The organism is Legionella brunensis, from assembly GCF_001467025.1.
Taxonomy (GTDB): domain Bacteria; phylum Pseudomonadota; class Gammaproteobacteria; order Legionellales; family Legionellaceae; genus Tatlockia; species Tatlockia brunensis.
In genome coordinates, this window is record NZ_LNXV01000036.1 from 390594 (window position 1) to 417187 (window position 26594).

Consider the following 26594-nt stretch of genomic DNA (forward strand, 5'->3'; position numbering starts at 1 on the left):
ATGCAGTTCGCTGAGATTAGAAAGGCTGGTTTTGACGAATTTCGCATTAGTGTTTTATTGAGAAAAAAAGGGCTCAAGATTTTTGTAATTCCTAATCCCACACCAGAAGAACTTTATGCTTATAACCCTGAAATTGATAAATTTGTTCATATGGAGGACAATAGGAAATACGATGTAGTTCCTAAAGGACACTTTCGGGGCATTCAATCTGGAGCCCTAGTTGCCTATGATGAAGAAGCAGTGGCTAGTTTTTTGCAAGACAATATCGCAATCATAGAAGATGAAAACGGTGAGGAACCTGTAGAAGAATATAAATGGCCCATGAATCCTGCAGATTTTATCGATATGGTGTTTAGAAAAAACGCCAAATCAAAAGGCATGAATATTTTAATACATAAGATTTTTCAGGAAATGCCTGAGCGCAATAGGTTATACAACCTCTCCTAAGTTTAACCCCAAACAAATTTTCATAACAAAGATTAAAGCATTTGATTCCCGCGGTCGATGCCGCAGCAATGCGAAAACGTGAATCCCTACGGCAAAGACCGCGGGGTTCATGTATTCACTAAAAGAGGTGTTACAGGCATTGTAATCTAAATTAAGAGAGCAGTACAATCACCCGAAACAACTTAGTAACGGTAATGTTCTGGTTTGTAAGGCCCATTGATTGATACACCAAGGTAATCCGCTTGCTCTTGGCTAAGTTTAGTTAGTTTAGCTCCAATTCTATCCAGATGAAGTCTTGCTACCTTCTCATCCAAGTGCTTAGGCAGCACATACACCTGATTATCATAACTGCTGCTATGTTGGAACAACTCTATTTGAGCCAATATCTGATTGGTAAAAGAGGCAGACATCACAAAACTAGGGTGGCCAGTAGCACAACCTAAATTGACAAGGCGCCCTTCAGCAAGAATAATCAATCGCTTATCATTTGGGAATATGACATGATCAACCTGGGGTTTGATGTTTTCCCACTTGTATTGACGTAAACTTTGGATATCGATCTCTGAATCGAAATGGCCAATATTGCATAAAATAGCCTGGTTTCTCATGCGTACCATATGATCATGGGTCACAACATGATAATTGCCCGTAGCGGTAACCAAAATATCCACTTGCTCTGCCACATCATCCAGAGTGACTACGCGATAACCTTCCATAGCGGCCTGTAGAGCGCAAATAGGATCAATTTCACCAATCCAAACAGTAGCACCTTGTCCGCGTAAGGCTTGAGCGCAACCTTTGCCTACATCCCCATAACCAAGAATTAATGCAACCTTGCCGGCTATCATGACATCCGTTGCTCGTTTTAGACCATCGAGTAGCGATTCACGACAACCATATAAATTATCAAATTTAGATTTAGTAACAGAATCATTCACATTAATAGCAGGTATCTTTAACTGGCCCTTCTTAGCCATGTCATAAAGTCTGGCCACTCCTGTGGTAGTTTCTTCAGAAACACCTTTAATATTGGCAAACATCTCTGGATATTTTTGGTGAATCAGCTGGGTCAAATCACCACCATCATCCAAAAGTAAATTAGGTGTCCATCCGCCAGGACCACGTATAGTTTGCTCGACACACCACCAATATTCCTCTTCTGTTTCTCCCTTCCAAGCAAACACAGGGACACCGGCAGCAGCGATTGCAGCCGCTGCATGATCTTGCGTAGAAAAGATATTACAAGAAGACCATCTCACTTCTGCGCCCAATGCTTGCAATGTTTCTATCAAAACTGCTGTTTGGATAGTCATGTGTAAGCAACCTGCTATGCGCGCCCCTTGTAATGGTTTTTTATTAGCCAACTCTCGGCGTAAAGCCATTAAACCTGGCATCTCTGTTTCAGCAATAGCAATTTCTTTGCGACCCCAGGTCGCAAGAGACAGATCAGCCACCTTATAGTCTTGTGTTGAATGGCTTTGTTTCGCCGCAATATCCGCGTGTTTCATAAATTTATCCTTTGGTGGTTAGGCCTATAAAGCTTTGCTTAAGACGGCTACTTTATCTAACCGCTCCCAAGGAAATTCTTCGCGACCATAATGCCCATAACTAGCCGTTTTACGATAGATAGGTTGCAAAAGCTCGTGGTGATCAATAATACCCTGTGGTGTTAAATCAAAATGAGTATTAATCAGATCGATAATTTCCGCATCAGGAAGACGCCCAGTACCGTAAGTATTAATGCTAATTGATGTAGGCTCAGCAATACCAATCGCATAAGACACTTGAATTTCACATTTATCGGCAATACCAGCGGCCACAATATTTTTAGCCACATGACGTGCCGCATAAGCAGCGGAACGATCTACCTTAGACGGGTCTTTACCTGAAAAACACCCTCCACCATGGCGCGCCATACCGCCGTACGTATCAACAATAATTTTTCTGCCTGTTAAACCACAATCACCTAAAGGCCCGCCGATAACAAAGCGGCCAGTAGGATTAATGTAGAAGCGTGTGTGGGAAGATAACCATTCAGCAGGCAGAACAGGCTTAATAATTTCTTCACGCACCGCTTCAATTAAATCTTTATGGCTAATATCAGGTGAATGTTGTGTGGAAAATACTACCGTATCAATGCCAACAGGAATGCCATGCTCATACTTTAAGGTCAATTGGCATTTAGCATCTGGACGAAGCCAAGGTAATTTCTTTTCTTTTCTTAAAGAAGCTTGTTTTTCCATGAGTCGGTGCGCGTAGGCAATTGGAGCGGGCATATAAACATCCGTTTCCCGGCTAGCATAACCAAACATTAACCCTTGATCACCTGCACCAAGAATTTTTGTTTCCTGATTATCAACCCCAAGTGCAATGTCAGGAGATTGCTTGCCAATCGCACTCAGTACTGCACAAGAAGCCCAATCAAAACCCATTTCTGAACTATTGTAGCCGATATCTCGAATGACTTCGCGGACAATTTCCTCAACATCAACCCAAGCCGTAGTGGTTATTTCCCCACCAACTAAAACCATTCCGGTTTTTACAAAGGTTTCACAAGCAACACGAGCATTACGATCCTTCGTTAGAATTGCATCAAGAATCGCATCTGAAATTTGATCAGCTATTTTGTCAGGATGACCTTCCGAAACTGATTCAGACGTAAAAACATGAAAATCACTCACGCTATATCCTCTTTAAATTGATTTGATTTCATCAAAGAAATGAATTGATCAAAAATTGTCAAAATATCATGAGGGCCTGGGCTTGCCTCAGGATGTCCCTGGAAACCTAAAGCTGGTTTTTCCTTATGCTGAATTCCTTGCAAGCTTTGATCAAATAGAGAACGATGCGTTACCTGCAAACAATTGGGTAAAGAAGCTTCCTCAATAGTAAAACCATGGTTTTGACTTGTAATAAAAACCCGTTGAGATCCATTAGTTTCGACAACAGGATGATTAGCACCATGATGGCCAAATTTCATTTTAATGGATTTAGCTCCACATGCTAAAGCTAAAATTTGAAATCCTAGGCAAATTCCTAACAAAGGGATACCTTCTTGCAGAAATTGACGAGTCGCTGCAATAGCATAATCACAAGCAAGTGGATCCCCAGGACCATTTGACAAGAAAACACCATCAGGATTAAGTGCCATTACTTCTGCAGCGGATGTCTTTGCCGGAACAATCGTTATATAACAACCCTTGTCATGCAAAATTCGCAAAATATTATGCTTGACACCAAAATCATAGGCAACAACATGAAATTGATTAGGTTTTGATTCATTGGCCCAGGCACCTCGTCCCTCATGCCAACGTTCGATAGTCTGTCTCGATACTTCACACGCTAAATCCATCCCTTCCAAGCCAGCAAAGTTTTTTGCTTTTTCTATTGCTTTTTCAATCACAGAAGCATTAGTGCTAATGCAAGCAGCAATAGCTCCTTTCTCACGTAGGCTCAGCGTTAATTGGCGGGTATCAATCCCTGCAATAGCAACGACACCTTGTTTCTTTAACCACTCAGGTAAAGATAGTTCAGCACGGTAGTTACTTGAATGCAGCGAACATTCACGTATAACCAGACCAGAGGCCCAAACCCTGGAAGACTCCATATCTTCTGCATTACAACCGGTATTGCCAACATGCGACGTGGTTAAGGTAATGATTTGTTTAGCGTAGGAAGGGTCGGTGAGCATTTCCTGATAACCAGTCATAGCTGTATTAAAAACCAGTTCTCCTACACAATCACCACTAGCACCAATGGATACGCCTTCAAACACAGTTCCATCAGAAAGAACTAAAATTGCTGGTTTATTGAACATACAAGACTCTTAAACTCGTGCGCGATGCTGCTGTTTTGCAGACCGCGCACAATGACTGCGTAAAGTACTAAATTGTACAGTAGGTTTACTAAAATTTCATGTCTTCAAAAAATTTTTTTACACCATCGAACCAGGAACTTGAACGTGGCGAATGTGTTTTTTTACTGCTGTCTAGTGAATCTTGTAACTTTGTCAGTAATTCTTTTTGCTCTTTTGATAAACTCACTGGGGTTTCAACAACAACTCTGCAAAGCAAATCTCCCGTAGCATGGCCACGAACCGACTTCATCCCCTTTCCTCGTAAGCGGAAGGTTTTTCCTGTTTGAGTTTCAGCTGGAATCTTTAAAGTCACTCGTCCTTCCAGAGTGGGCACTTCAATAGAGCCGCCTAAAGCAGCAGTTATAAAACTGATTGGTACTTCACAATAAAGATCACTTTCATGGCGTTCAAAAATTGAGTGAGCCTTTATATTCACTTGAACATACAAATCTCCTGCAGGTCCACCATGAACACCAGCTTCTCCTTCACCACTGAGACGTACACGATCACCGTTATCGACACCTGCGGGAATCTTGACCGTCAATTTTTTACTTTCTCTGATTCTTCCTTGTCCATGGCAATTACCGCAAGGATCAGTAATTACTTTTCCTTCTCCATGACAACCTGGACAAGTTTGTTGGATTGAAAAAAAACCCTGTTGGATTCGAACTTGCCCTACCCCATTACACGTTTCACAATTTTTAGGGGTGGAACCTTTTTTCGCGCCTGAACCTTCGCAAACTTGGCAAGACACATGCCTTGGTACAGTAATTTCAATTTGTTTGCCTAGTGCTGCTTCTTCTAGAGTAAGTTGCACATTAAATTGTAAATCAGCTCCGCGCTGAGCTCTGGATTGTCTGCCATGTCCTCGGCCACCAGAAAAGATATTTTCAAAAATATCTTCAAAAACATCACCAAAACCGCCGAAGCCACCAAAACCACCAGCACCGCCCATTGAAGGGTCAACACCAGCATGACCGAAACGATCATATGCTGCCCTTTTTTGCGGGTCTGACAATACCGCATAGGCTTTTTGTATTTCCTTAAACTTCTCTTCGGCTTCCTTGTCATTAGAGTTACGATCGGGATGATATTTCATTGCCAATTTTCGATAGGCTTTCTTTATTTCACCCTCCTCAGCACCACGATTTACACCGAGAAGTTCATAATAATCCTGCTTTTCCATAACTCTAATACTCTAATTAAAATTTAAACTATTTTACCATAAAAAATTCAGTCCACTTATAATTTCAGCGACACTACCCACTATAAGACAACACGATCCTCTGAGTTTCGCTACTGTATTAGGGAAATATCCCTCCCATTGTTAGTGAGAGCTACATATTTTCCTAATAATAACTGGAAAGTTATTATTTTTATTATTATAGAAGTACAAGAAAGAAACGGAGTGGATTAACACCCACATTTCTTTGCCACAGTAAATTGATGACGCTATAAAATTATCCACGCCATCAATTTATCTTATGTTTATTACTTCTTATCGTCTTGTACTTCTTCAAACTCAGCATCAACAACACCCTCATCAGCTTGTTGTTTAGCTGGCTCTTCAGTTGCTTTCGTCTCATGAGGAGTCTGTGCTTGGCTTTCAGCAGTTTTCTTTGCATAAACACGTTCGGCCATTTTACCAGAGACATTCGTCAAGACTTTTAATTTATCTTCAATTTGTGCCTTGTCATTACCCTTGATAGCTTCCTTCAATTCAGCTATTGCTGTTTCTATGCCGCTTTTTTCATCAGCCGACAATTCACCTTCCAAGTCTTTCATTGATTTTTCACTGCTATGAATGAGGCTGTCAGCCTGATTACGAATATCAGCCATTTCTTTAAATTTCTTGTCTTCATCCGCATGAGCTTTAGCATCTTTTACCATTGCCTCAACTTCTTCATCACTCAAGCCACTAGAAGCTTTAATAACAATTGATTGTGCTTTCCCAGTTGCTTTATCTTTAGCAGAAACATTCAGTATACCGTTAGCATCAATGTCAAAAATAACTTCAATTTGTGGCACACCACGTGGTGCAGGTGGGATATCAGTTAAATCAAAACGCCCTAATGATTTATTCGCAGAAGCTTGTTCGCGCTCCCCTTGCAATACATGGACAGTCACAGCTGTTTGATTGTCATCAGCTGTTGAAAAGACTTGATTTGCTTTAGTTGGGATTGTTGTATTCTTCTCAATAAGCTTAGTCATGACACCACCAAGTGTTTCAATTCCTAAAGAGAGTGGTGTTACGTCAAGCAATAAGATATCTTTCACATCTCCCGACAAGACAGCCGCTTGGATTGCAGCGCCTACCGCAACAGCCTCATCAGGGTTTACGTCTTTACGTGGTTCTTTTCCAAAGAAATCCTGTACTTTCTTTTGTACCATCGGCATACGGGTTTGACCACCAACGAGAATAACCTCATTGATTTGAGAAACATTCAAGCCTGCATCCTTCAATGCAATTTTACAAGGCTCAATAGAGCGCTCAACTAAACTTTCAACAAGTGACTCTAATTTAGCGCGAGTTAGCTTAATATTTAAGTGTTTAGGTCCTGAGGCATCTGCAGTAATATAGGGCAAATTCACATCCGTTTGTTGTGCGGATGACAACTCAATTTTTGCCTTTTCAGCAGCATCTTTTAAGCGCTGTAACGCTAGCGGATCTTTATGTAAATCAATGCCGGACTCTTTTTTGAATTCTGACGCAAGATATTCAATCAATGCCAAATCAAAATCTTCACCACCCAAGAAAGTATCACCGTTTGTAGCCAACACTTCAAATTGATGCTCGCCATCAACCTCTGCAATCTCAATAATAGAAATGTCAAAAGTACCGCCCCCAAGGTCATAGACAGCGATAACAGAGTCACCACGTTTTTTGTCCATACCATAAGCAAGTGCGGCAGCAGTTGGCTCATTAATAATACGTTTGACTTCAAGACCAGCAATACGGCCAGCGTCTTTTGTCGCTTGACGTTGAGAATCGTTGAAATAAGCAGGAACAGTGATCACTGCCTCTTTGACTTCTTCACCAAGATAATCCTCAGCAGTTTTTTTCATTTTACGTAACACTTCCGCTGAAATTTGTGGTGGTGCTTTATCTTGGCCTTTGACACGAACCCAAGCATCCCCATTGTCAGCTTTAACAATTTTGTAGGGAACCATTTTTATGTCTTTTTGCACAATTGCATCATCAAAACGACGACCGATCAGGCGCTTTACCGCAAAAAGGGTGTTATCTGGGTTAGTAACTGCTTGACGCTTGGCAGATTGACCAACTAAAACTTCATTATCATCAGTAAAAGCCACGATTGAAGGTGTAGTACGATGACCCTCACTATTCTCAATTACGCGTGGTTTATCGCCTTCCATTATGGCTACGCAGGAATTTGTTGTACCTAAGTCGATTCCGATAATTTTTGCCATTTACTCTTGCTCCGATAGTTTTATTGCAATGTTTTTCATATGGGGTGATATTTATAAATTTCAAGCCGTCTTTTAAGAGTTAGGCTTTTTCATCAATAGATTTAGCCTTAGTAACAACAACTCTGGCAGGTCGAATTACCCTGTCATGTAATTTATAACCTTTCTGGAATACAGCAAGAACCGTATTGGCAGCAGCATCTGCACTCTCTTGTATAGACATTGCTTCATGTTCTTGGGGATTAAAGGATTCACCGATAGGATCTAACTGTTGGACACCATTTTTTTCCAAAACGTCAAGAAACAATTTCATCGTTAGCTGCAAACCTTCATGCATGCTACCATTCTTTTCCTTTTCAGAGAGTTGTAATGCCTGCTCTATGCTATCTGCTACAGGAAGAAAAGCAGTCAGTAATTTTTCTACACCATAACGATGAGCATTAGCCACTTCTCGCTCTGCTCGTCGACGAACATTGTCTAATTCAGCCAGCGCCCTCGCTGCTTTTTCCCAATTTTCATGAGCCTTTTGCTCAGCAAGAGTTAATTGCTCTTCAAGCGCTGCATAACTTGGATGCTCTAAGGCCGCTTCGTGATTGTCAGAAGAATCAGCATCCTCCAAAAGCTCTTCATCGTCCTCATCCCAAGACTCTTCTTGATCATGCTCATGTTCTTCTTTAATTTTCCGCCAATTTTTTTTGTTATCTTCGCTCATGTATACACTCCCGAATAAAATGATGGCAGTAATTGGGGGCTTTTAGGAAAAATTCAAGCCCTAAGCAGCAAGACTTTTCTTATTATCTCCATGCTAAATATTTTTGATTGTAGTAAATTACATCAAGTATAACTTGCTAGAACTGTTCATTCATCGCATACTCGGTATTATAGATAATCAAGAGGTTCTTTTTTATGCGTGAGTGGTCGCCAGTTTCTTGGCAAGAATTTTCTTATGAACAATCAGCCAGTTATCCTGATCAAACTCAACTTGCAAAAGTTGTGGAGCAATTAAGTCAACTCCCTCCCCTTGTTACCAGTGGAGAGATCAAACATTTAAAACAAGCAATTGCTAAAGCGGGTCGAGGGGAAGCCTTTATTCTACAAGGTGGCGATTGTGCCGAATCGTTTAACGAATGTCGCTCAGATATCATCACCAATAAGCTTAAGATTTTGTTACAAATGAGTCTTATTTTGCTGCACGGTATGCGAAAACCTATTGTCCGAATAGGGCGTATCGCTGGTCAATACGCTAAACCTCGCTCATCAGATTATGAAACCATAGGCGGTGTTACTTTACCTAGTTATCGTGGCGACTTGGTCAATTCGCAGCATTTTGATGCTGATTCACGTATCCCGAATCCTAAATTAATGCTACAAGGATATAGCTGTGCAGCAATGACATTAAATTTTATTCGCGCGCTATTAGATGGGGGTTTTGCCGACTTAAATCATCCACAACGCTGGGATTTACGATTTGTTGAACACTCTCCTCAAGCCGACGAATATCATGCAATCGTGCGTTCTCTTTCTGACTCATTAGCCTTTATAGAGGCAATCGATGGCTTGCGCGATAGCTCTCTGAATAAAGTCGATTTCTACACTTCCCATGAGGCCTTACACCTTCATTATGAGCAAGCATTAACTCGACATTTGCATGATGGCTTATGGTATAACTTATCCACTCATTTGCCCTGGATAGGTATGCGAACAGCCAAATTAGATAGCGCTCATCTGGAGTTTTTACGGGGAATCCAAAATCCAGTGGGCATCAAAATTGGCCCAAGCGCCACTAAAGAATGGTTAGCGGAAGTGATTAAAATTATTAATCCGCAACATGAAGAAGGACGATTACTTCTTATAACGCGTTTAGGTACCAAAGAAATTCAAAAATTATTGCCACCACTTATTGAGGCAGTGAAAGCAACTAATTGTCCTGTCACTTGGTCGTGCGATCCCATGCATGGCAATACTGAAACGACTCCTGATGGCATAAAAACAAGACATTTCGATAATATTTTGTCTGAATTGCAACAAGCGGTGAATATTCACCGCCAAATGGGGAGCTATTTAGGAGGCGTTCATTTTGAGCTTACTGGGGATAATGTGACCGAATGTATTGGTGGAGCGCGTGGATTAAATGAAGAAGATCTCAAGAGAGCCTACCGCAGCCTGGTTGATCCTCGATTAAATTATGAGCAATCTTTAGAGATGGCTATTCAACTAAGCCGCCAATTTAAATCGATATAACCAGTATTCCCGAAAGAGAGGCCGCAAGAGTCATAATATGAACACCCTATTTGCCCCTGCGGTCTATAACGCAAAAAATATAAGAGTTCATCCCTAATTCAATAAATCTTAAGAAAAGATAGGTTTTAAAAAATTGGGGATCCGTTGCTCTAGCCAATAGACTGGCATCCAGGGTACATTACCAGTGATAAAACCTACATGTCCTCCTGTAGAGCTGAGTTCAAGAACAATATCCTGCGATAACTCATCCTCTTGTGGTACAACTTCCGGAGTCATAAAAGGATCATCCAGTGCATGGATAATCAGTGTTGGTGTAGCAATGCCGCGTAAATATTTACGTGAGCTTGCATCACGATAATATGTATGGACATTGGGAAATCCATGCAAAGGTGCAGTTACAAATTCATCGAAGGTCCAAAAACACTGCCATTTGTGCATATTTTTAATAGGTTCAGGCAAATTGTCATGGAAAGCACTTTTCTTTTGTTCAAATACCGCTTTTAAACGACGCAGCAAATAACCCTGGTAAACCCGGGAGAAACCCTGACTGATTCTATCAGCGACCAAACGGAGTTGAAACGGCACTGAAACTGCAACTGCCACTTCGATTAATTTTTGTGGCCCACTTTCCCCTAACCATTTTAGTAAAACATTTCCTCCTAATGAAACACCAATAGCAGCTTTTTTAGTATTAGGTTCACGTTTTGCCAAAAGCTGCAGAAAAAAATTTAAATCACCTGTATCCCCAGAATGGTAAGCTCGGGCTAGTCGATTCGGCTCTTTACTAGCACCTCTAAAATGCATAAGCACAGCACGCCAACCACAAGCATTCAGCGCATGCATTAATCCAGCTACATAGGAAGACTCTATACTTCCTCCCAATCCATGAAGCAAAACCACCAAAGGCGACTTAGGGCTCAGCCCATTAATAGCCCACGCTAAATCAATAAAATCGCCATCAGGTAATTCGATACGCTCAGTCATATCAACAGGCGCCTGCACACGACGAGCTAAGGTAGGATAAAGAGTTTGTGCATGTGAATTCGACAACCACCAAGCCGGCTTAAATTCACTGTTAATGATCATATTATCACCCTCCTTGATGATAAGCAGGACTAAATTCATGTACTGCATTAATCATAGCAGCAACGTGCTCTGGCGGCACATCGGGGGTAATACCATGTCCAAGATTAAACACATGCCCCTCACCTGAACCAAACGATGCTAACACTTGCTTAACTTGGTTACGTATACATTGAGGATTAGAAAGTAACACGGCAGGATCGAGATTACCCTGCAAAGCTACCTGATTACCTACTTGGGCACGAGCGACAGCAAGATCTGTCATCCAATCTAAACCCAGCGCATCACAACCACTTTCAACCATTGACTTAAGCCACTGACCGCCACCTTTGGTAAAAAGAATAATAGGAATCTGAGGATGTTTTTGCTTTAGCGCAGTAATGATATTTTTCATGTAAGCTAGGGAGAATTCCTGATAGCTTTTTGCAGTTAAAATCCCTCCCCAAGTATCAAATAACATCACTGCATTGACCCCTTCCTTTATCTGCGCATCGAGATAAACCGTTACTGCTTGTGCAAGTTTCGCTAGCAATAGATGAAGCGTCTGTGGCTCAACATAAAGTAAACGTAGAATCTGTTTAAAATCACGGCTGGCTCCCCCCTCTACCATATAGCAGGCTAAGGTCCAAGGGCTACCGGAAAAACCAATTAAGGGTAACTCTTTAGGCATTTCTTGACGGATTTGACGAACGGCTCCCATGACATAACTTAGTTGTTCCATCGGATCAGGAACTTCTATGGCTGCAATTGCTTCGGAAGTACGCACTGGCTTGTGGAATGCAGGCCCCTCTCCTTCAGTAAAATACAATTCTAAACCCATCGCATCCGGTATAGTTAGGATGTCGGAAAACAAAATAGCAGCATCCAACTGATAGCGGGCCAAAGGCTGTAGCGTTACTTCACAAGCTAAATCAGGATTTTTGCATAAACTCAAAAAATCGCCAGCTTGTTCTCTTACTCGACGATATTCCGGTAAATAACGTCCAGCCTGCCGCATAAACCACACGGGTGTCCGGGGAACAGGTAAACGCCGTAATGCACGAATAAATAAAGAATCCTGAATATTAACGTCCATAATCTACTTAATTTTAAAGGGGTAATGAAATTCTAACATTGTAGCTAATAAAAAGCAGACAGGCGATTTTTTTGATTATTGCCCGAACATCTTGTTAATTTTATCTACCCAAGAATAGCTGATCTTAAAAAAATAAATTTAATAGTTCCTTAATAAAAACCAAATAGAATGAATTAATTTTTAGCAAAATATACAAAAAAAAAAATGAAACTTTACCATTCTCTTTCTGAAGCCACGGGAGCATTTCAACGGAAATCTAAAGAGGTATTCGTTATTATTAGTTTTAATGGCCAAGCCTATTTTGTTTTTCGTAGTAACCCAGACGCCGCAGTAGCAACAATTATACAAGCTCATGCGAAAATAGCTATTGGTAACGAATTAAGCAAGCAGGACACAAAAAATATTGATCCTTATCGAAAGCACCAACTTTTTAAGTTCATGATTGATGCTAAAGTCCCACAACTATTCCCCCAGCATGCTCAGCATGCTGAAGAAAACCTTATCCGAGGTTTCCCATCGATCTTGAATAAGTTTAAAGAGACCTATCCAAATCAAAAAATTAGTAAGATTGATATTTTTTTAACACATTCTCCGTGCTCAGAAGAAGGGGGTAAGAAACACAGTAGCCAAAATAGCGTGAATGGTTTTTTTCTTCCTCCTGGTTGTGACAAAAAATTAACTGTATTTTTTAAGAAAGGAAATTATAAGTCTGCAGATGTTCAATTATTTAATAGAAACACGAAGGTTAAAGTTTATTATAACCACAAATTTGATTCCGCCACAGATTATAGTGCCGACGAGTTTATAAAAGAAGCCGATCCCATTCTTAAGGATGTGCTATCCACTAGGTTAGATAGCAACAGTTAAGATCAGGTGACTTACCAAACACCGCTCCATTTGACTTCAAAACACTACACTTAAAGCAGGGTTATCAACTGGATCTATAGCAGCAGCTTTAACCATTTTGCGTTGAATAAACTCCAAACGACATGCCAATGAACCCTGGGTGTTATAATCTGGGCGAGCTTTAGCTTGCTGTTCTAATTTCTGCAAAGTAGCACTAATTCCACTCCCTGATTTTAGCAATGTTATTGTCTCCCTGATTTCTGCATGGTGATGGCGATTCCAATGACCGGTAATAAATAAACCAAAGACCGGATAACGCCAATCCTGCTTGGTATAATCTATCAGTAATGACAAAACATTTTCTTTCAAGGATTTTTCTTCATTCCATAAATGCGAATAACGTAACTGATTTGCAGCAGATTCAATCCCCATTTCCCTTAAAAATTGCTTTTGTGCGGGAGAAAAATTGAACCAAAATGGATAACGCAAATATTGCAACAATTTATTATTTGCATTTTCAAGATAATCAAGAGGTGCTCTTTTTAGAAAATCTTCAATATCATCTTCTCTTAATTTAGCCAATTGACTTAAGGCAATGCAAATTGCTAGAAAATCATTTGCGTTATTACTAGTCTCCAGGGAGCGCGAAACAATCAATTTTTTTCTTGTTGCAGGGCAGATCACTTGATCAGGTGTTAAAGGAACTCCCTTAATTACTAGCTGACCATGCCTTATTGCCGTAATGGCTGTTTGTTCTTTAAACATCGCTTCATAAAAATTAAATAGGCCTTTAATTGTCTTTAGCGCATCAATTTTATTTGTAGCAACACTTTCAAGGAGGACCAAGTCTGAGAAAGCTTGTAAATAAACTTCAATATCTTTATGAAGAATGCGATGAATTTTCAATAAGAAAGGTTGCGCTGTCAGTGAAAAATTGACAATTTTTACCATTTGATTGAGTTCACGCAAAATAGCAAGAATTTTTTCGCTGGTAAGGTTTTCCATTTTTAATAAAAATTCTTTATATCGCGTATCTGATTCGGATAAATTTTCAGTATATTTTAAAGCTACAAAAATCCCTGTTTTATCTTGTTTTAATTCTTCTAAAATTTGACGAGAAATTTCATTTTGTCGCTGAAGTTCTTGTATCGTTTCTTTCGAATATAAGCGAACAGGTTGTAGATCTGAATCCTGATAATTAGCATACACTGGATTGAGAGGGAGTTCTCTTGAAATGGGATCTATCATTACTGATAATTTTTCTTTAATACTATTTTGATACTCACGGGTATCAATTGAAGCGAATTCAGACATAATAAGATCCTCGCGGTTTTACAGCAGATTAATAACGATAACTATTCTCCATCTTTGGGCATACACCATTAACCAACCTGTAATATAACTGCATACAGAATAACTTTTGATAAAAAATTAATCAAGTGACCAAAGACATAAATATTTTCAAAAATTAGTTAGAAAAAAATAATAATTCTCCGGCACCACATGCTCTTTCTTGATTTTTGCTGAAGACTTGATCATTATTTTGATAATAAATTCATGTATTAAGCTGAATTATTATTGCCCTTAAAACAAGCCATTGTTATCCTACTGTCACATTTTTTGTATAAGAGGTTTTAAACCTCTGCGAGTTATTTAACTGGAATAGCAATGGATATTCTTCAAATAAAAGGCTTGAGTGTACTGACTCGCATCGGCGTCTATGCTTGGGAGCAACAAATATTGCAACGTTTGTTAATCGATATCTCCATTCCCAGTAACTTTAGTGCCTGTCAAGATGATATCGCAAACACAGTTGACTATGATAAGCTTTGTCACCAAGTGACAACTTACGTCGAATTAAATTCTTTTCACCTTATTGAAACCGTCGCAGAAAATGTAGCCAATTTGATTAAACAGGAATTTAACGTTCCACAATTAACCATTAGCGTCAGTAAACCACATGCAATAAAAAATGCCAGTGACATTCGCGTCACTGTAACCCGCTAATCAAACGGCCTTCTAAATCTTGGGGTTGTATAGAGTTATCTGCTGGAATTTGAGGTTTAAAAAGCCTCGCGGGGAATTCATTTTCTCTCTCGAAAGACCTTCCAGGCGTTGTTGGCATTTTCTTATTGTTAAAAAGGTTATTAAAACAACTATAAGACTCCTCAAACTCTGACTGAGTTTGGGCTCTTAGCGGTTGTAAATGCTCCAATCTTTGCGATTTAAAGCGATAAGCATTTAGTAAGACAAGGCTTGTCTGCAAGATCATTAAAGCGACACCCACTGCAGGGTTAAGCGTCAAACCAATTGCAACCAATAAACCTCCTGTTAAAAGCATAGAAGTCAAATTATAGGCTAAGCTAAAGCCCAGATTTTGTTTAATATTCCCTACTGTTTGATTTGCAATAGCAAAGATATTGGCAACAGGCAGTAGTGAATCACCCTGAACTACAGCACTGGCTTGCTGTTGGGTGACCTCATCCCCTGATTTAGATTTAATCGCTATTCCAAAAGTGCGTGCTAATGCTACCGCATCATTTGCGGCATCTCCCACCATTGCGACATTAAAACCTTGAGCTTGCAGTTTGGCAATATAGGCAGTTTTGGAGTTATCTTGCGAATTTTCTGAAATTCCGACACAACCCCAACAAATATTGCTAAAGGGAATATCTAATAATTCAGCATACCTTTTTGCAGTATTTTCATCAGCTCCAGTACAAATAAATATTGTTTTACCCATCTTTTTCAGTGCGGTAACTGTTTCTAGGGCGTCTTTACGCAATGGATCAGTGACTACCATATAGCCTAATAATTGTTTATTGCGGGCGAGGTAAACCACTGATTGTCCACCTTTAAGACCCAATTTGCTTTGAATTGCAGAAACATCGATGCCATTTTCTTGCATCATCGCTTGATTCCCAAGAATTATTTCCTCTGTGTACTCTTTTTGCAAATCATCTAAATTTGACTCGCATCGAGTAATCTTGGCTTTTAATCCTGAATGATTTGACTCATCCAATGAGTCAACAACAAGTTCGTCTGTTTCTTTATCGTTTACAAAATCAGCAATAGCCTTAGCGATAGGATGCTGAGATTTTCGTTCCAACGCAGCAAAATAGCTTAACAGTGCTTTTTTACTGACTAGATTAGAGTGAGCATAATCAGTTACTGTAGGAACACCAGTAGTTAATGTTCCATGAACATCAAAGACTACTGCATTAACACTCTCTGCAGCCTGCAAAGTTTTCGCACTCTTAAACTGCACTCCATGTTCAGCTGCTTTGTTGATGCCGATTTTTACAGCTAGAGGGGTAATCAAGCCAAGAGTACAAGGACAAGCCGCAACCAACACAGATATTGCAGAGTGTAATGCTAAGGCAGGAGGAAAAAATAAACTAATTACTACTCCTGAAAGTATCGCCGCTAATATAACAGCTGGGATAAAATATTGCAGAATTTGGGTCGTTGCCTCTTCAATAGGTGCTTTTTCAAATTGAGCGTGCTCATTATTTCTATCAAGCCTGTGCAAATAAGAATAATTAGCCACTGCAGTTACCATTAATTTAGCCGTTGAGGTCAATCTTGTACCAGCAGACAAAGCTTCCCCTACTTTAATTTGTCGTGGTTTTTGCAAATCCTCATCAAAAATGAAGCAGTCTTTGCCTTCACATACTCCATCAACAGGAATGATGTCCCCCTCTTCTAACAATAAAGTGATAGGGCTTGCCTTTAAAGTCATTGGAGGTGAATTCTCAGCTAACCGCATCCCAGCCAGAACTCTTTCCCCGGGCTTAATAGCACGAGGCAAAACAGAACCCGTAATAATTGTGTCATAAACTACGGCAGGAGTGAGACATTCACCATCCACTGGAATAATGTCTCCGGCATCAAGCGATAACAACTCTCCGGCTTGAATTGTTACTAACTTACGTGTGTTTAAAGATTTTTCCTCTCCTAACACTCGCACCTCTTTGGGTAGGCGATCTCTAAACTTTTTCTCGACTACAACCCTTTCTGTAATTGTTTCTTCAATAGCTAATCCAAGATAGCGAAAGCCGAAAATTAAGAGCCCTGCTTCAAAGATCATTGGAAGCCCTGGAACAACAAAAGCGGCAAGCGAAACTACGATGACAGTCATTGTACTAATGGTAAACAAGGTATCCATCGTAAGTGTACGTGTTTTAATTGAATTTACTGCCTGATAATAATAAGGAGCACCCAAAAGAAGTGTTAGTAAGGTACTCGTCGCTCCCATTGCAATCATTGCCGGTAAGGATAATCCCCCAGTAAGAACTAAGGACAAGATTAATAGGATAACACCGCTTCCAGTCCCAAGTCCTCCCAAAAACCAGTTGGATGTTAATATTCTCTTATACAAAGGGGCTTTTGGTAATGATGACTTCTCAGTAATATCAATGCATGTAAACCCAGCATTTTCAATTGTTTCACGGAGAATTCTTCTAACCTCTTCTTTTTTTTTATTGTTATTTTTTACTTTTATTTTGATTTCTTTTTGCGTGTGCTCAGTATGATGAGACTCGATAATTATCCCTGTCTTTTTAAACTCTTCTGACTCAAACGCATATAAGATACTGCCTATACAATTTTGACAGGTAATGGTTGGTAGGTAAAACTCATAGATATTAGACATGGTAAGACTCTCAACGCTAGTAACTTATTATCCTGACGTATGGCTCCTTCTCCCTGAGTTGAACTTATAGGTTTATGGTTTCCAAGATTAGGAAAGATAATAGTTATCTATCAAGCATTCAACTTACGTACCATACCTTTAATACGCTCACTGCGAGCCACAGCAATTTGAATTTTTTCTGCTTCTATCCTGGTTCTATAAGGACCAAGGATAACCCTAAACCAGCCACCTTGTTGTGGTGGAGCAGCAACAATACTCACATTAAACCCCTTTAAGATTAGCGAGGCCTTCAAGCGTTCAGCTTCCTGCTTACTTTTAAAGGAAGCCATCTGTACCAAATAAACCTCTTTACTAACTTCTTTGGGCTTAGTTGGGTTTTTTGGTAATGGCTTAGCTTCCGTTACAGGAGCCGGAGCATGAGGTACAGCTGCAGACGCAGTAGCCACAGCAGGTGTTACCGTTTGGCCTGCAGGAACAGTTTGAGGAGGTAGTGCAGGTTTCGCAGGGGTTGCAAGTGAGGGTCTAGGCATAGGTGCTGGGGGACCATGATCCTTAGCCAGCAGCGTATAAAACTCGAATTTTGGTTTAGGTAGGTTCTCCTTTTTAGCGACAACTTTTGCTTCCGGCTGTGGTTCATCCTGTGCCAAAATATTTTTATGAACCCAATTATTTAAGCTAGTAAAGTCAAACACATTGGCAGTGATATAACCGCATAAAAATGAAGCCACCACCCATAAAAATTGTTTGGGCGCGCTGCTTTTCTGTCTACCCTGTCTACGCTTTCCGTAATCCCTTGCCATCACATGCTCTCAGGAGTTGATACACCTAGTAGTCGCAAACCATTTCTTAAGATTTGCCGTACTGCTACCAATAGGCACAAGCGCGCACTTCTTAGTACGTCTTGTTCACATAGCAATTGTATCGCGTTGTAATAACTATGTAACCCATTCGCTAATTCACGTAAGTAATATGCCAGTTGATGCGGCTCACATGCTTTCGCAGCTGCTTCAATTACCTCAGGATAGCGACTAATTAAAGAAATTAACACCGCCTCCTGTGGCTCAACTAATAAATTAACATGAGCCAATCCAGCAGTTTCATCCCAACTTAAGCCGCGCTCTTGTAACTGCCTTAACACCGAACTTATACGGGCATGCGCATATTGAATGTAATACACTGGGTTATCGCTAGACTCCGATTTAGCTAAATCTAAATCAAAATCCATATGTTGTTCGGGTTTACGCATCACATAAAAGAAACGAGCAGCATCATTTCCTACTTCTTCTCGCAACTCCCTAAGTGTTACAAAGGAACCACTGCGTGTCGACATTTGCACGCGTTCACTGCCGCGATAAAGAATAGCAAATTGCACCAACAACACATCAACAGCACTCTCATCATGTCCTAAAGCTTTAACAGCTGCCTTTACACGAGTGACATATCCATGATGATCTGCACCAAAAATATCAACGACCCGAGCGTATCCACGATCATATTTATTCCAATGATAAGCAACATCAGAGGCAAAATAGGTAGTATGACCATTCGCTCTCACCAAAACTCTATCTTTCTCATCACCAAAATCAGTGGCGCGAAACCATAATGCACCCTCTTTGTTGTAGGTGTGTCCTCCAGCTTTCAAAGCTTGAATTCCCTTTTCAATGGCTCCACCATCCAGTAATGATTGCTCAGAGAACCAACAATCATACTCAACACCAAACTCTGCCAAATCATCTTTTATATCAGCCAATACAGAATCCAGAGCATGCTTGTGGAACAATTTAAAACCTTGCTCGCCAAGAAGTATCCTGGCGCGAGAAATAACGGCATCAATATAAATTTCTTTATCCCCACCCTCTGGCTCATCAGGTGGCAAACCTTCAATGACAGTAGACCATGGATGTACAAAGTTGTTACCTTCTTTTCTCAAGACTTCTTCAGCGATATTCATCACATAATCGCCGCGATAACCATTCGCAGGAAAAATGATTTCTTCCCCTGCTAGGACTAAATAACGCAACCAAACACTAGCAGCGAGGATATTCATCTGCCTGCCAGCATCATTTACATAATATTCGCGATTCACATCAAAACCTGCAGCCGCAAGCACATTGGCTAATGTGGCACCAAAAGCAGCACCGCGACCATGCCCAACATGCAAAGGACCTGTAGGATTCGCAGAGACAAATTCCAAAATGACTTTCTGTCCCTGCCCCAAATTACTACGACCAAATTGCTCACCTTGCTTTATAACTTCAGCAATAACTTGCGAAAGCGCTTCGCTGCGCATGAAAAAATTAATAAAGCCTGGTCCTGCTATTTCAACCCGCTCAACCGCTGGATGAGCTGGTATTGCATTAACAATCAATTCTGCAAGCTTACGTGGCGCTTGGCGGCAGGGTTTTGCCAGTGTCATTGCCAGATTGCTTGCGAAATCACCATGACTGTTGTCTTTAGCGCGCTCCACCTTTAGATCAATATCGAGATCTTGAGGAATAGTAGTAGTTTGCTTGAGGCTTTCAAGGGCTTGGACAAGTAATTGTTCAACAGTCTGTTTCATAGGGCGCTGAGGTTATCGTCAAAAAACAGCTATTATGCGCTTTTTCATATCAGATGCAAAGTACAGAACACAATAACATTTCATAATCGATACCTCTAATCATTGGAAATACTATATTTAAGCGAGTTGATTTTTTTGGCTAAGTAATTTTCAAAAGCGAGTAATAGCCAGCCCTATTGCGAGTTTTTGAAAATTACTTAGGCGAAAGCAAAAGCCTAAAAGTAGTATTTCCAATGATTAGAGGTATATACTCATGATAGGTTTTAAAACCTCAAGGATGAATAATGAAACAGATAGGGATAGTACTTCAAGGAGGAGGCGCACTAGGAGCCTATGAATTAGGAGTCTTAAAACGCTTGTATGAGCCAGGAACATTTTCCCCTAATATAGTTGCCGGCGTATCTATTGGCGCCATTAATGCTGTGGCACTGATTGGTGCTAAAGCTAATCCTATCAAAACCCTCGAGGCAATCTGGGACGAGCTTACGCTTTCCTCTACTCCCCTTAGTGATAATTTCGAATCTTATTTAGCACTTTTTGGTAACAAGTCCTTTTTTAATTTACGCACCGATTATTGGACTTTACCTTATTGGACTAGTTTTTATTTTACGCAACCCTTGCAAAAATTACTTTTGAAATATGTGGATTTTAAAAAACTAAATAATTCACCCATTCATCTTATTTTAACAGCCACCAACATTGAGACAGGCGAGGTCAAGATCTTTGAAAATAAAGGTAAAAATCGGACTGAAATCACACCCGATCACGTATTGGCCAGCGGTAGCTTACCCCCCGGCTTTCCTATGACAACAATTGGTAACAACAATTATTGGGATGGTGGACTATTCGAAAACACACCCCTTTCTCCAGTGCTGGAACGACTTAATCCTAATCCTGAGGTAGAAAAGCATATTATTGTTGTTAATCTCTTTCCTTGTCGAGGGAAAGTTCCCACTAACATGGTGGAAGTTTTTGATCGAGTCTTTGAGATTATCTTCTCCAATAAAATCCGTTTTAATATGGAATTAACGACCAAAGTTAATGATTACATTGAAGTAATTAATGAGATTGAAAAATTAATCCCTGCAAATAGCCCAATCAAGAAATTACCCGGTTATCGCCGATTAATAAATTACAAGTACATTCAAAATATTACCTATATTGAAAATGAAGATCCCGAGACTGTAACAGCACCTTTTGATTTTTCTCATAAAAGTATTCAAAAGCGCATTGAAGCCGGTTATAGGGATGCAAAGAGTGCCCTGTCATAAATTCATTTACGCAAATACATGAGGATTCGAGCATCGTAATGTCTCTAGAATATTGAATGTGTTTTTAGAATAACTATTTACTAAAAAGATGCCAAATTTTTTTCTTTTTCTTTGATATTTCCGATGAAGTTGGATGCATGTTACAGGCCTCAAGCTGAAATAATCGTTGATGTAATATTTCTATTTCTTCTGCTTGTTGCTTGATTTTTTGTTGTAAAGGCTCACAAAAAGAAGTCGTTTCACTGAAAACAAAGCTATCAAAAATGTTGGGGCACAGTGAAAAGTAGAAGCAAGATAGGGATGTTCCTTCGAAAGATAAAAGCGATTTAAACCGTCAAAATAGATTTCTTGATAACCTCGTGCAAAAAGAAGATGCTCCCATTCATGATTAGTAGCCGTTTGTGTCAAGGGGAGTGTACTTTCAACAACAATAATCCATGGCAGAACATTAACTTCTCCCCAACTGTTTAAAACTTGATACTCAAACCCTTCGACATCAATCTTAAGCCAATGAATTTCACGATGAGGTACCATCTCAAATACAGTGGCCAAAGTGATACAAGGTACACGAGTTTCTTTCAGAGAAAACCCTTTAGTTTGGTGACTGTAAGCAATATCGGCGCTTCCAGTCGAAAGTCCTGTTTCAGGAATCTCATAAAATGGAAGAGAACCTGAAGCATCAGTAATTGCAGTTTCTAAAACGATCTCATCTGGACGATCTCGGCGTAATAAGCTAGCATAGCTTGGTACCGGCTCAATATGTACGCCACGCCAGCCACGTTCATAAAAAGCTTTACTCACTGAATCTCTAACAGGGTGCTGTGCTCCAATATCAATATAAAACCCAGCTTCGATATGACCGAGAGCTCGCCATAGCATGATATCTTCAAAATTTTGTGCATAAGAGGTAATAGTCATCAACAAATATTTCTTTAGTTAATCATTAGCATCTATACACGCATATTAGCATTACACTTTAAAAAATCCATACTTTGACACTATTACATAATAAATGATTAAAAAACAAAGCCATGCATGTTTTGTGTACAAATATCCTCTTGCAACAGTAAATGGCAAACCTCTATTCAAAATTGAGGAATCGGTCCAATCAACATCGGCTAACAACAAGGTAAAACCTTTAACCTAATCAATTACGTTAATATCTGGATACAATTTTTTGTTTTTTTGGCAAAAGTAATCCTTGACCATCGAGGCAACCTATAGAGACACAGGGAGTGTATTTTTTATACTACTCAAGAAACATTTATTCTATTGGACTTTTTTTAAATTTTCTAACAATTTCTTGTGTGATATTATCAATAATTTCTCCATGAGTTCCACACCCACCTCCATTGTCGTAAGTTAACATCCAAACATATAACTCTTCGATGTCATTTCCTGTTTTTTGCGCCATTTCCTCACAATCTGAGTAAATTTTCGCAGTGTAATGGTGGTTCATGGTTTGTCATAAAATTAATTAAGACTCACAGTAAAGATAGTAGTTAAAAATAACACAAGCAACCATTAAATAATTATCTTTATTCAAAAAAAACACTCAAAATATTTATTCTCATTTAAATCAAAAACTAATGAATTTTTTATAATGATAAAAAATAAATAAAACAAAATTTTGTGCTTAAATTTTAATAAATTCCCATAGAATGGCTTTTGATGGTTATGAAATTTAGAGTTTTTTTTGCTATTAATTTTCCTAAAAAAATTCAGCTTATCCTCAAAGATACTCTAAATATCTTACAGCAATCAATTCAGGAAAAAATCCATTGGACTTCTTTTTATAATCTCCATATTACTTTAGGTTTTCTGGGTAACATTCAATCTGAACATATTCCACAATTGATTGAACATACCAAGCTGCAGTTAGGCAATTGCGAATCCTTTTCCTTACAATTAGAAAAAATACAATTATTTCCTAGCACAAAAAAACCACGAATTATTTCTTTTTCAACAACGCCCAATGATCAGTTAAAAGAAATTGTAGATTGTATCCGTCAAGCCATCCTGGCTACTGGCTACTCCACCGAAACACGCGCCTTCCGTGGACATTTAACTTTAGGCCGATTAAGAGGAGCTCATGTTCAAGGGAAGCTTCTTGAAGAAATTCAATTACCCACCCTTTTGCCAATAAGGGTAACACAAATTGATTTATTAGAAAGCCAATTGGGTAAAGGATTACCTTGTTATATTCCTTTAGCTCATTTTATTTTAAAATAAAGAATAGCTTGTTATCACAGTGAGAATATCATGACCGTCAAAACCACAACTTATGAATATCACCACATGGGAATTCCCACTGATATCCCTCGAGAGGGAGAAAAATACAGTTCCACATTTAAGATGTATACTAGTGGCGGCGAAAACAGCGAATACCGTATTCAATACCATCGTTTTGAAGAAGATTCACCACTTCATCCACTGATTAAAACCATGCCTCATGTTGCTTTCAAAGTGAGTCAGCTTGATGAAGCAATTAAAGGCAAGGAAGTTATCCTAGGACCTTACGAGCCGTTCCCAGGATTTAAAGTCGCAATGATTGCTGAATGCGCTACTCCAATTGAATTTATTGAAACGACTTTAAGTGAAGAAGAAATATGGTATAGCAGTCACAAAAATTCGGTTATTTACCCAGAAAAATAAGAATTTATAGTTTGAGCTTTATTTTCATCATTCCCATACAAAGTCTGCTCTATACATTTTTTATAATTAATTTCTTTGCTATATTTCTTTTCTCAAAACAATTTCTTTGGAAATCCTATGTCAAAGGAATTTATTGGCGCCAATAAATTTGAATTAGATACCCCCTGCTTGGTCATTGATAAAGAAAAATTACAATACAATTTGAATCATATGCATCAACATGGATTGCAAAATAAGGTAAATATCAGACCCCACTGCAAAACTCACAAATGCACGCAATTGGCAAAACTTCAATTGGAGTATGGCGCCATTGGAATCAGTGCCGCAAAAATTGCTGAAGCGGAAGTTCTGATCAACCAAGGTATTTCAGGCGTTTTAATCACCTCCCCTGTTGTCACCTCTTATAAGATCGAACGATTATTCAACTGCTTAAAAAAAGCCCCCGATACGATGGTTGTTGTAGATAATCTGAAAAATATTGCTGATCTGGAGCAGGCAGGGCATCTTCATCAACAAACCATTCATGTATTAGTTGATCTTGATCCAGGAGTAGGGAGAACGGGAGTCGCCCCTCACCATGCACTAAATCTTGCAGTAGAAATTCAACGTTCCAAATGGTTAAACTTAATCGGCATACAGTGCTATGCAGGAAATCTTCAGCATATTGCCTCCTATCATGAACGAAAAACCATTTCATTAAAAACCATGCAAATGGCAAGTGAGATCGTGAACAATTTTAGAAGACATGGTTTGCCCTGCGATATTTTAACAGGCAGTGGCACTGGAACCTATGACATTGATATTGCTGCTTCTGAAGTTACTGAGATTCAACCAGGTTCTTATACGGTGATGGACGTCGAGTATGCAGCAATTGGCTCAAAAGAAAATAGCCAGCATTTTCAGACCTTTAAGCATGCTATGACCCTGCTAACCACAGTGATTAGCAGTAATCGTGCTGAACATGTCACGGTAGATGCAGGAACAAAATCTATTTACGTTGATAAAGTCCATAAACCTCAAATCATGAGTCATTCAAATCTTCATTATGATTGGGGAGAATTTGGTGATGAACACGGGAAAATAACTTGTTCTCAGGAAGGGACATTGCCTTCTAATGGCGAAGTTCTTGAGTTAATTGTCCCTCATTGTGATCCCACGATTAATTTATTTGACAAATTTTACATCACTCGCGATGACAAAGTTATCGATATCTGGGACATTGATCTAAGGGGTGCTTCCCAATAAATTTTGCACGCCACGGGAATGCGGAGATTAGGGAGAGAAAATTACGAATTCCCGCGGTTGATACGGAATTTATTGGGAAAACTCTCCCGTGGCGCCTGCAACCCTTTTATAATTGTTCGTAAGCTTTTTTTATGTAACCATCCTGTGACAACATAATTGCTATCGGGCGTGTTGCATCAAAGTGAGCAAAAATGATCATCATCATTACCGTAATAGGCACCGATAAAAACATGCCTAAAATCCCCCAGATTGCTCCCCACAAAGCCAAAGCGACTAAGATAACTAAAGCACTTAAATTCAATGACTTACCAAGAAAACGCGGTTCAACCAGATTACCGATAATAAATTGGATCGCCACAATCCCTGAAGTAATAATGACAAAAGGTACCCAGCTTTGAAATTGGATTAAAGCTAATAGCATTGGAAATGCTGTTGCAAGTATTGCCCCAATATTAGGAATAAAGTTTAAGAAAAAAATTAACAAAGCCCAAAATTCAGCAAAATCTAACCCCACTGACTTCATGATAATCCAGCTCGATATCGCTGTAATAATACTCAGCAACGTTTTTAAGCCTAAATAGGTTTGTGTATCTTTAACGATATGGGTAATGATGTTATTAACCAATTGTCGGTGACCTTTTTGCGGGACAAGCGCATCAAGTTTTTGCCTAAAAAAATGTTGCTCAACAAAAAGAAAAATAACATACAAAGCAATAAGAACAGCTGAGCCTGTTATTGCTGAAAAGACGCCATAAATATTTACCAAAATACGTTGTACACTTAAGTCTTTTAGAAAATTATCCACATTCGCTAACGTTTTAAAATGAAAACGTTTATCCATTGAATTAAAAATATGGGTTAAATTCTCTTGGTATCTTGAAGAAGCTGCTATGACATCATTGACATTATTAGTGATGATATCAATTAAAATTTTTACTAAAAACGCCACCACCAGCAGGGCAAGCACCATGCTAAGCCAGTTGGGTAATCGCGGTCCAATGACAGGCAAGCGTTGTACAGCATTATGAATGGTGTTTAAAAGATGCCAAATAAAGATAGCGATAACCAGCGGAATTAATAAACTGCGACCAGCAATAAGTAAATAACCAATAAGCGATACTAATATTAAGCCTGCTGTAAAAATTATAATCGGGTTTATGCCTGTATTTTTGATGTTTTTATCCATGGCAAGTCAACAGTAAACTATTTTCCTGTTATTATCATTTTTTTTT

General features: G+C 39.3%; 23 protein-coding genes. 8 read left to right on the forward strand and 15 right to left on the reverse strand.

The features are described 5' to 3' along the window. Positions 1–447, forward strand: a 447-nt coding sequence (locus tag Lbru_RS16015) for a hypothetical protein (RefSeq protein WP_058443115.1), incomplete at its 5' end; no start/stop codon positions are given. A 182-nt stretch (positions 448–629) separates the two neighbouring features. Here Lbru_RS16015 and ahcY read toward each other — a convergent pair. The 6 genes from ahcY to grpE all read right to left on the reverse strand — a co-directional run bounded on the left by ahcY (position 630) and on the right by grpE (position 8444). Continuing rightward, positions 630–1955, reverse strand: a complete 1326-nt coding sequence (gene ahcY / locus Lbru_RS16020) for an adenosylhomocysteinase (protein ID WP_058443116.1) — start codon at positions 1953–1955, stop codon at positions 630–632. Between the two features lie 24 nt (positions 1956–1979). Continuing rightward, the gene (gene metK / locus Lbru_RS16025) at positions 1980–3128 is read right to left on the reverse strand and encodes a methionine adenosyltransferase (protein WP_058443117.1); all 1149 of its coding nucleotides are present in this window, start codon (positions 3126–3128) and stop codon (positions 1980–1982) included. Next, positions 3125–4264 carry a glutamine-hydrolyzing carbamoyl-phosphate synthase small subunit gene (carA, locus tag Lbru_RS16030; RefSeq protein WP_058443118.1) on the reverse strand — a complete coding sequence of 380 codons (1140 nt, stop codon included), beginning with the start codon at positions 4262–4264 and terminating at the stop codon, positions 3125–3127. Before carA ends, metK begins: the two co-directional genes overlap by 4 nt. Positions 4265–4352: 88 nt before the next feature. Then, on the reverse strand, positions 4353–5489 hold the full coding sequence (gene dnaJ, locus Lbru_RS16035) for a molecular chaperone DnaJ (protein ID WP_058443119.1): 1137 nt from the start codon (positions 5487–5489) through the stop codon (positions 4353–4355). A gap of 305 nt (positions 5490–5794) precedes the next feature. After that, a complete protein-coding gene (dnaK, locus tag Lbru_RS16040) occupies positions 5795–7735 on the reverse strand; it encodes a molecular chaperone DnaK (RefSeq protein ID WP_058443120.1) in 1941 nt (646 codons plus the stop codon). 79 nt (positions 7736–7814) lie between these two features. Beyond that, positions 7815–8444, reverse strand: a complete 630-nt coding sequence (gene grpE / locus Lbru_RS16045; protein WP_058443121.1) for a nucleotide exchange factor GrpE — start codon at positions 8442–8444, stop codon at positions 7815–7817. 194 nt (positions 8445–8638) lie between these two features. Here grpE and Lbru_RS16050 point away from each other — a divergent pair, with 194 nt between their 5' ends. Then, positions 8639–9973, forward strand: a complete 1335-nt coding sequence (locus Lbru_RS16050; protein ID WP_058443122.1) for a 3-deoxy-7-phosphoheptulonate synthase class II — start codon at positions 8639–8641, stop codon at positions 9971–9973. A gap of 108 nt (positions 9974–10081) precedes the next feature. Here Lbru_RS16050 and Lbru_RS16055 read toward each other — a convergent pair whose 3' ends face one another. Both Lbru_RS16055 and hemE read right to left on the reverse strand, forming a co-directional pair. After that, complete coding sequence (locus Lbru_RS16055; protein ID WP_058443123.1) at positions 10082–11059, reverse strand: hydrolase; 978 nt, start codon at positions 11057–11059, stop codon at positions 10082–10084. A 4-nt stretch (positions 11060–11063) separates the two neighbouring features. Further along, positions 11064–12131: a uroporphyrinogen decarboxylase gene (gene hemE / locus Lbru_RS16060; RefSeq protein WP_083500947.1), complete on the reverse strand. Its 1068-nt coding sequence runs from the start codon at positions 12129–12131 to the stop codon at positions 11064–11066. Between the two features lie 204 nt (positions 12132–12335). Here hemE and Lbru_RS16065 point away from each other — a divergent pair, with 204 nt between their 5' ends. Further along, a complete protein-coding gene (locus Lbru_RS16065) occupies positions 12336–12998 on the forward strand; it encodes a hypothetical protein (protein WP_058443125.1) in 663 nt (220 codons plus the stop codon). 36 nt (positions 12999–13034) lie between these two features. Here the strand turns inward: Lbru_RS16065 and Lbru_RS16070 are convergent, their stop codons facing one another. Continuing rightward, positions 13035–14291, reverse strand: a complete 1257-nt coding sequence (locus Lbru_RS16070; RefSeq protein ID WP_058443126.1) for a DUF5617 domain-containing protein — start codon at positions 14289–14291, stop codon at positions 13035–13037. 354 nt (positions 14292–14645) lie between these two features. Here Lbru_RS16070 and folB point away from each other — a divergent pair, with 354 nt between their 5' ends. Beyond that, entirely contained in the window at positions 14646–14984 is a 339-nt protein-coding gene (folB, locus tag Lbru_RS16075) for a dihydroneopterin aldolase (protein WP_058443127.1), read from the forward strand. Here the strand turns inward: folB and Lbru_RS16080 are convergent. The 3 genes from Lbru_RS16080 to argS form a co-directional block, all read right to left on the reverse strand. Then, positions 14968–17631, reverse strand: coding sequence for a heavy metal translocating P-type ATPase (locus Lbru_RS16080; RefSeq protein ID WP_058443128.1), 2664 nt, complete (start codon positions 17629–17631; stop codon positions 14968–14970). The genes folB and Lbru_RS16080 overlap by 17 nt on opposite strands. 110 nt (positions 17632–17741) lie before the next feature. Continuing rightward, positions 17742–18431, reverse strand: a complete 690-nt coding sequence (locus tag Lbru_RS16085; RefSeq protein WP_058443129.1) for an SPOR domain-containing protein — start codon at positions 18429–18431, stop codon at positions 17742–17744. After that, positions 18431–20191, reverse strand: coding sequence for an arginine--tRNA ligase (argS, locus tag Lbru_RS16090; RefSeq protein ID WP_058443130.1), 1761 nt, complete (start codon positions 20189–20191; stop codon positions 18431–18433). The genes Lbru_RS16085 and argS overlap by 1 nt, the downstream gene beginning before the upstream one ends. 284 nt (positions 20192–20475) lie before the next feature. On the opposite strand from argS, the gene Lbru_RS16095 reads away from it, so the two are divergent. Further along, positions 20476–21462 (forward strand): patatin-like phospholipase family protein, encoded by a 987-nt coding sequence (locus Lbru_RS16095; RefSeq protein WP_058443131.1) that lies wholly within the window; start codon positions 20476–20478, stop codon positions 21460–21462. A 180-nt stretch (positions 21463–21642) separates the two neighbouring features. Here the strand turns inward: Lbru_RS16095 and Lbru_RS16100 are convergent, their stop codons facing one another. Together Lbru_RS16100 and Lbru_RS16105 are read right to left on the reverse strand one after the other, a co-directional pair. Continuing rightward, on the reverse strand, positions 21643–22380 hold the full coding sequence (locus Lbru_RS16100) for an FkbM family methyltransferase (protein ID WP_065235486.1): 738 nt from the start codon (positions 22378–22380) through the stop codon (positions 21643–21645). 346 nt (positions 22381–22726) lie between these two features. Continuing rightward, the gene (locus tag Lbru_RS16105; RefSeq protein ID WP_058443132.1) at positions 22727–22921 is read right to left on the reverse strand and encodes a hypothetical protein; all 195 of its coding nucleotides are present in this window, start codon (positions 22919–22921) and stop codon (positions 22727–22729) included. A 218-nt stretch (positions 22922–23139) separates the two neighbouring features. Between Lbru_RS16105 and thpR the strand changes: the two genes are divergently transcribed. The 3 genes from thpR to Lbru_RS16120 all read left to right on the forward strand — a co-directional run bounded on the left by thpR (position 23140) and on the right by Lbru_RS16120 (position 25362). After that, complete coding sequence (gene thpR / locus Lbru_RS16110) at positions 23140–23694, forward strand: RNA 2',3'-cyclic phosphodiesterase (RefSeq protein ID WP_162262416.1); 555 nt, start codon at positions 23140–23142, stop codon at positions 23692–23694. A gap of 30 nt (positions 23695–23724) precedes the next feature. Then, a complete protein-coding gene (locus Lbru_RS16115; protein WP_058443134.1) occupies positions 23725–24117 on the forward strand; it encodes a hypothetical protein in 393 nt (130 codons plus the stop codon). A gap of 117 nt (positions 24118–24234) precedes the next feature. Further along, on the forward strand, positions 24235–25362 hold the full coding sequence (locus Lbru_RS16120) for a DSD1 family PLP-dependent enzyme (RefSeq protein ID WP_058443135.1): 1128 nt from the start codon (positions 24235–24237) through the stop codon (positions 25360–25362). A gap of 106 nt (positions 25363–25468) precedes the next feature. Here the strand turns inward: Lbru_RS16120 and Lbru_RS16125 are convergent, their stop codons facing one another. Next, the gene (locus Lbru_RS16125) at positions 25469–26521 is read right to left on the reverse strand and encodes an AI-2E family transporter (RefSeq protein ID WP_058443184.1); all 1053 of its coding nucleotides are present in this window, start codon (positions 26519–26521) and stop codon (positions 25469–25471) included. Positions 26522–26594 lie beyond the last annotated feature (73 nt).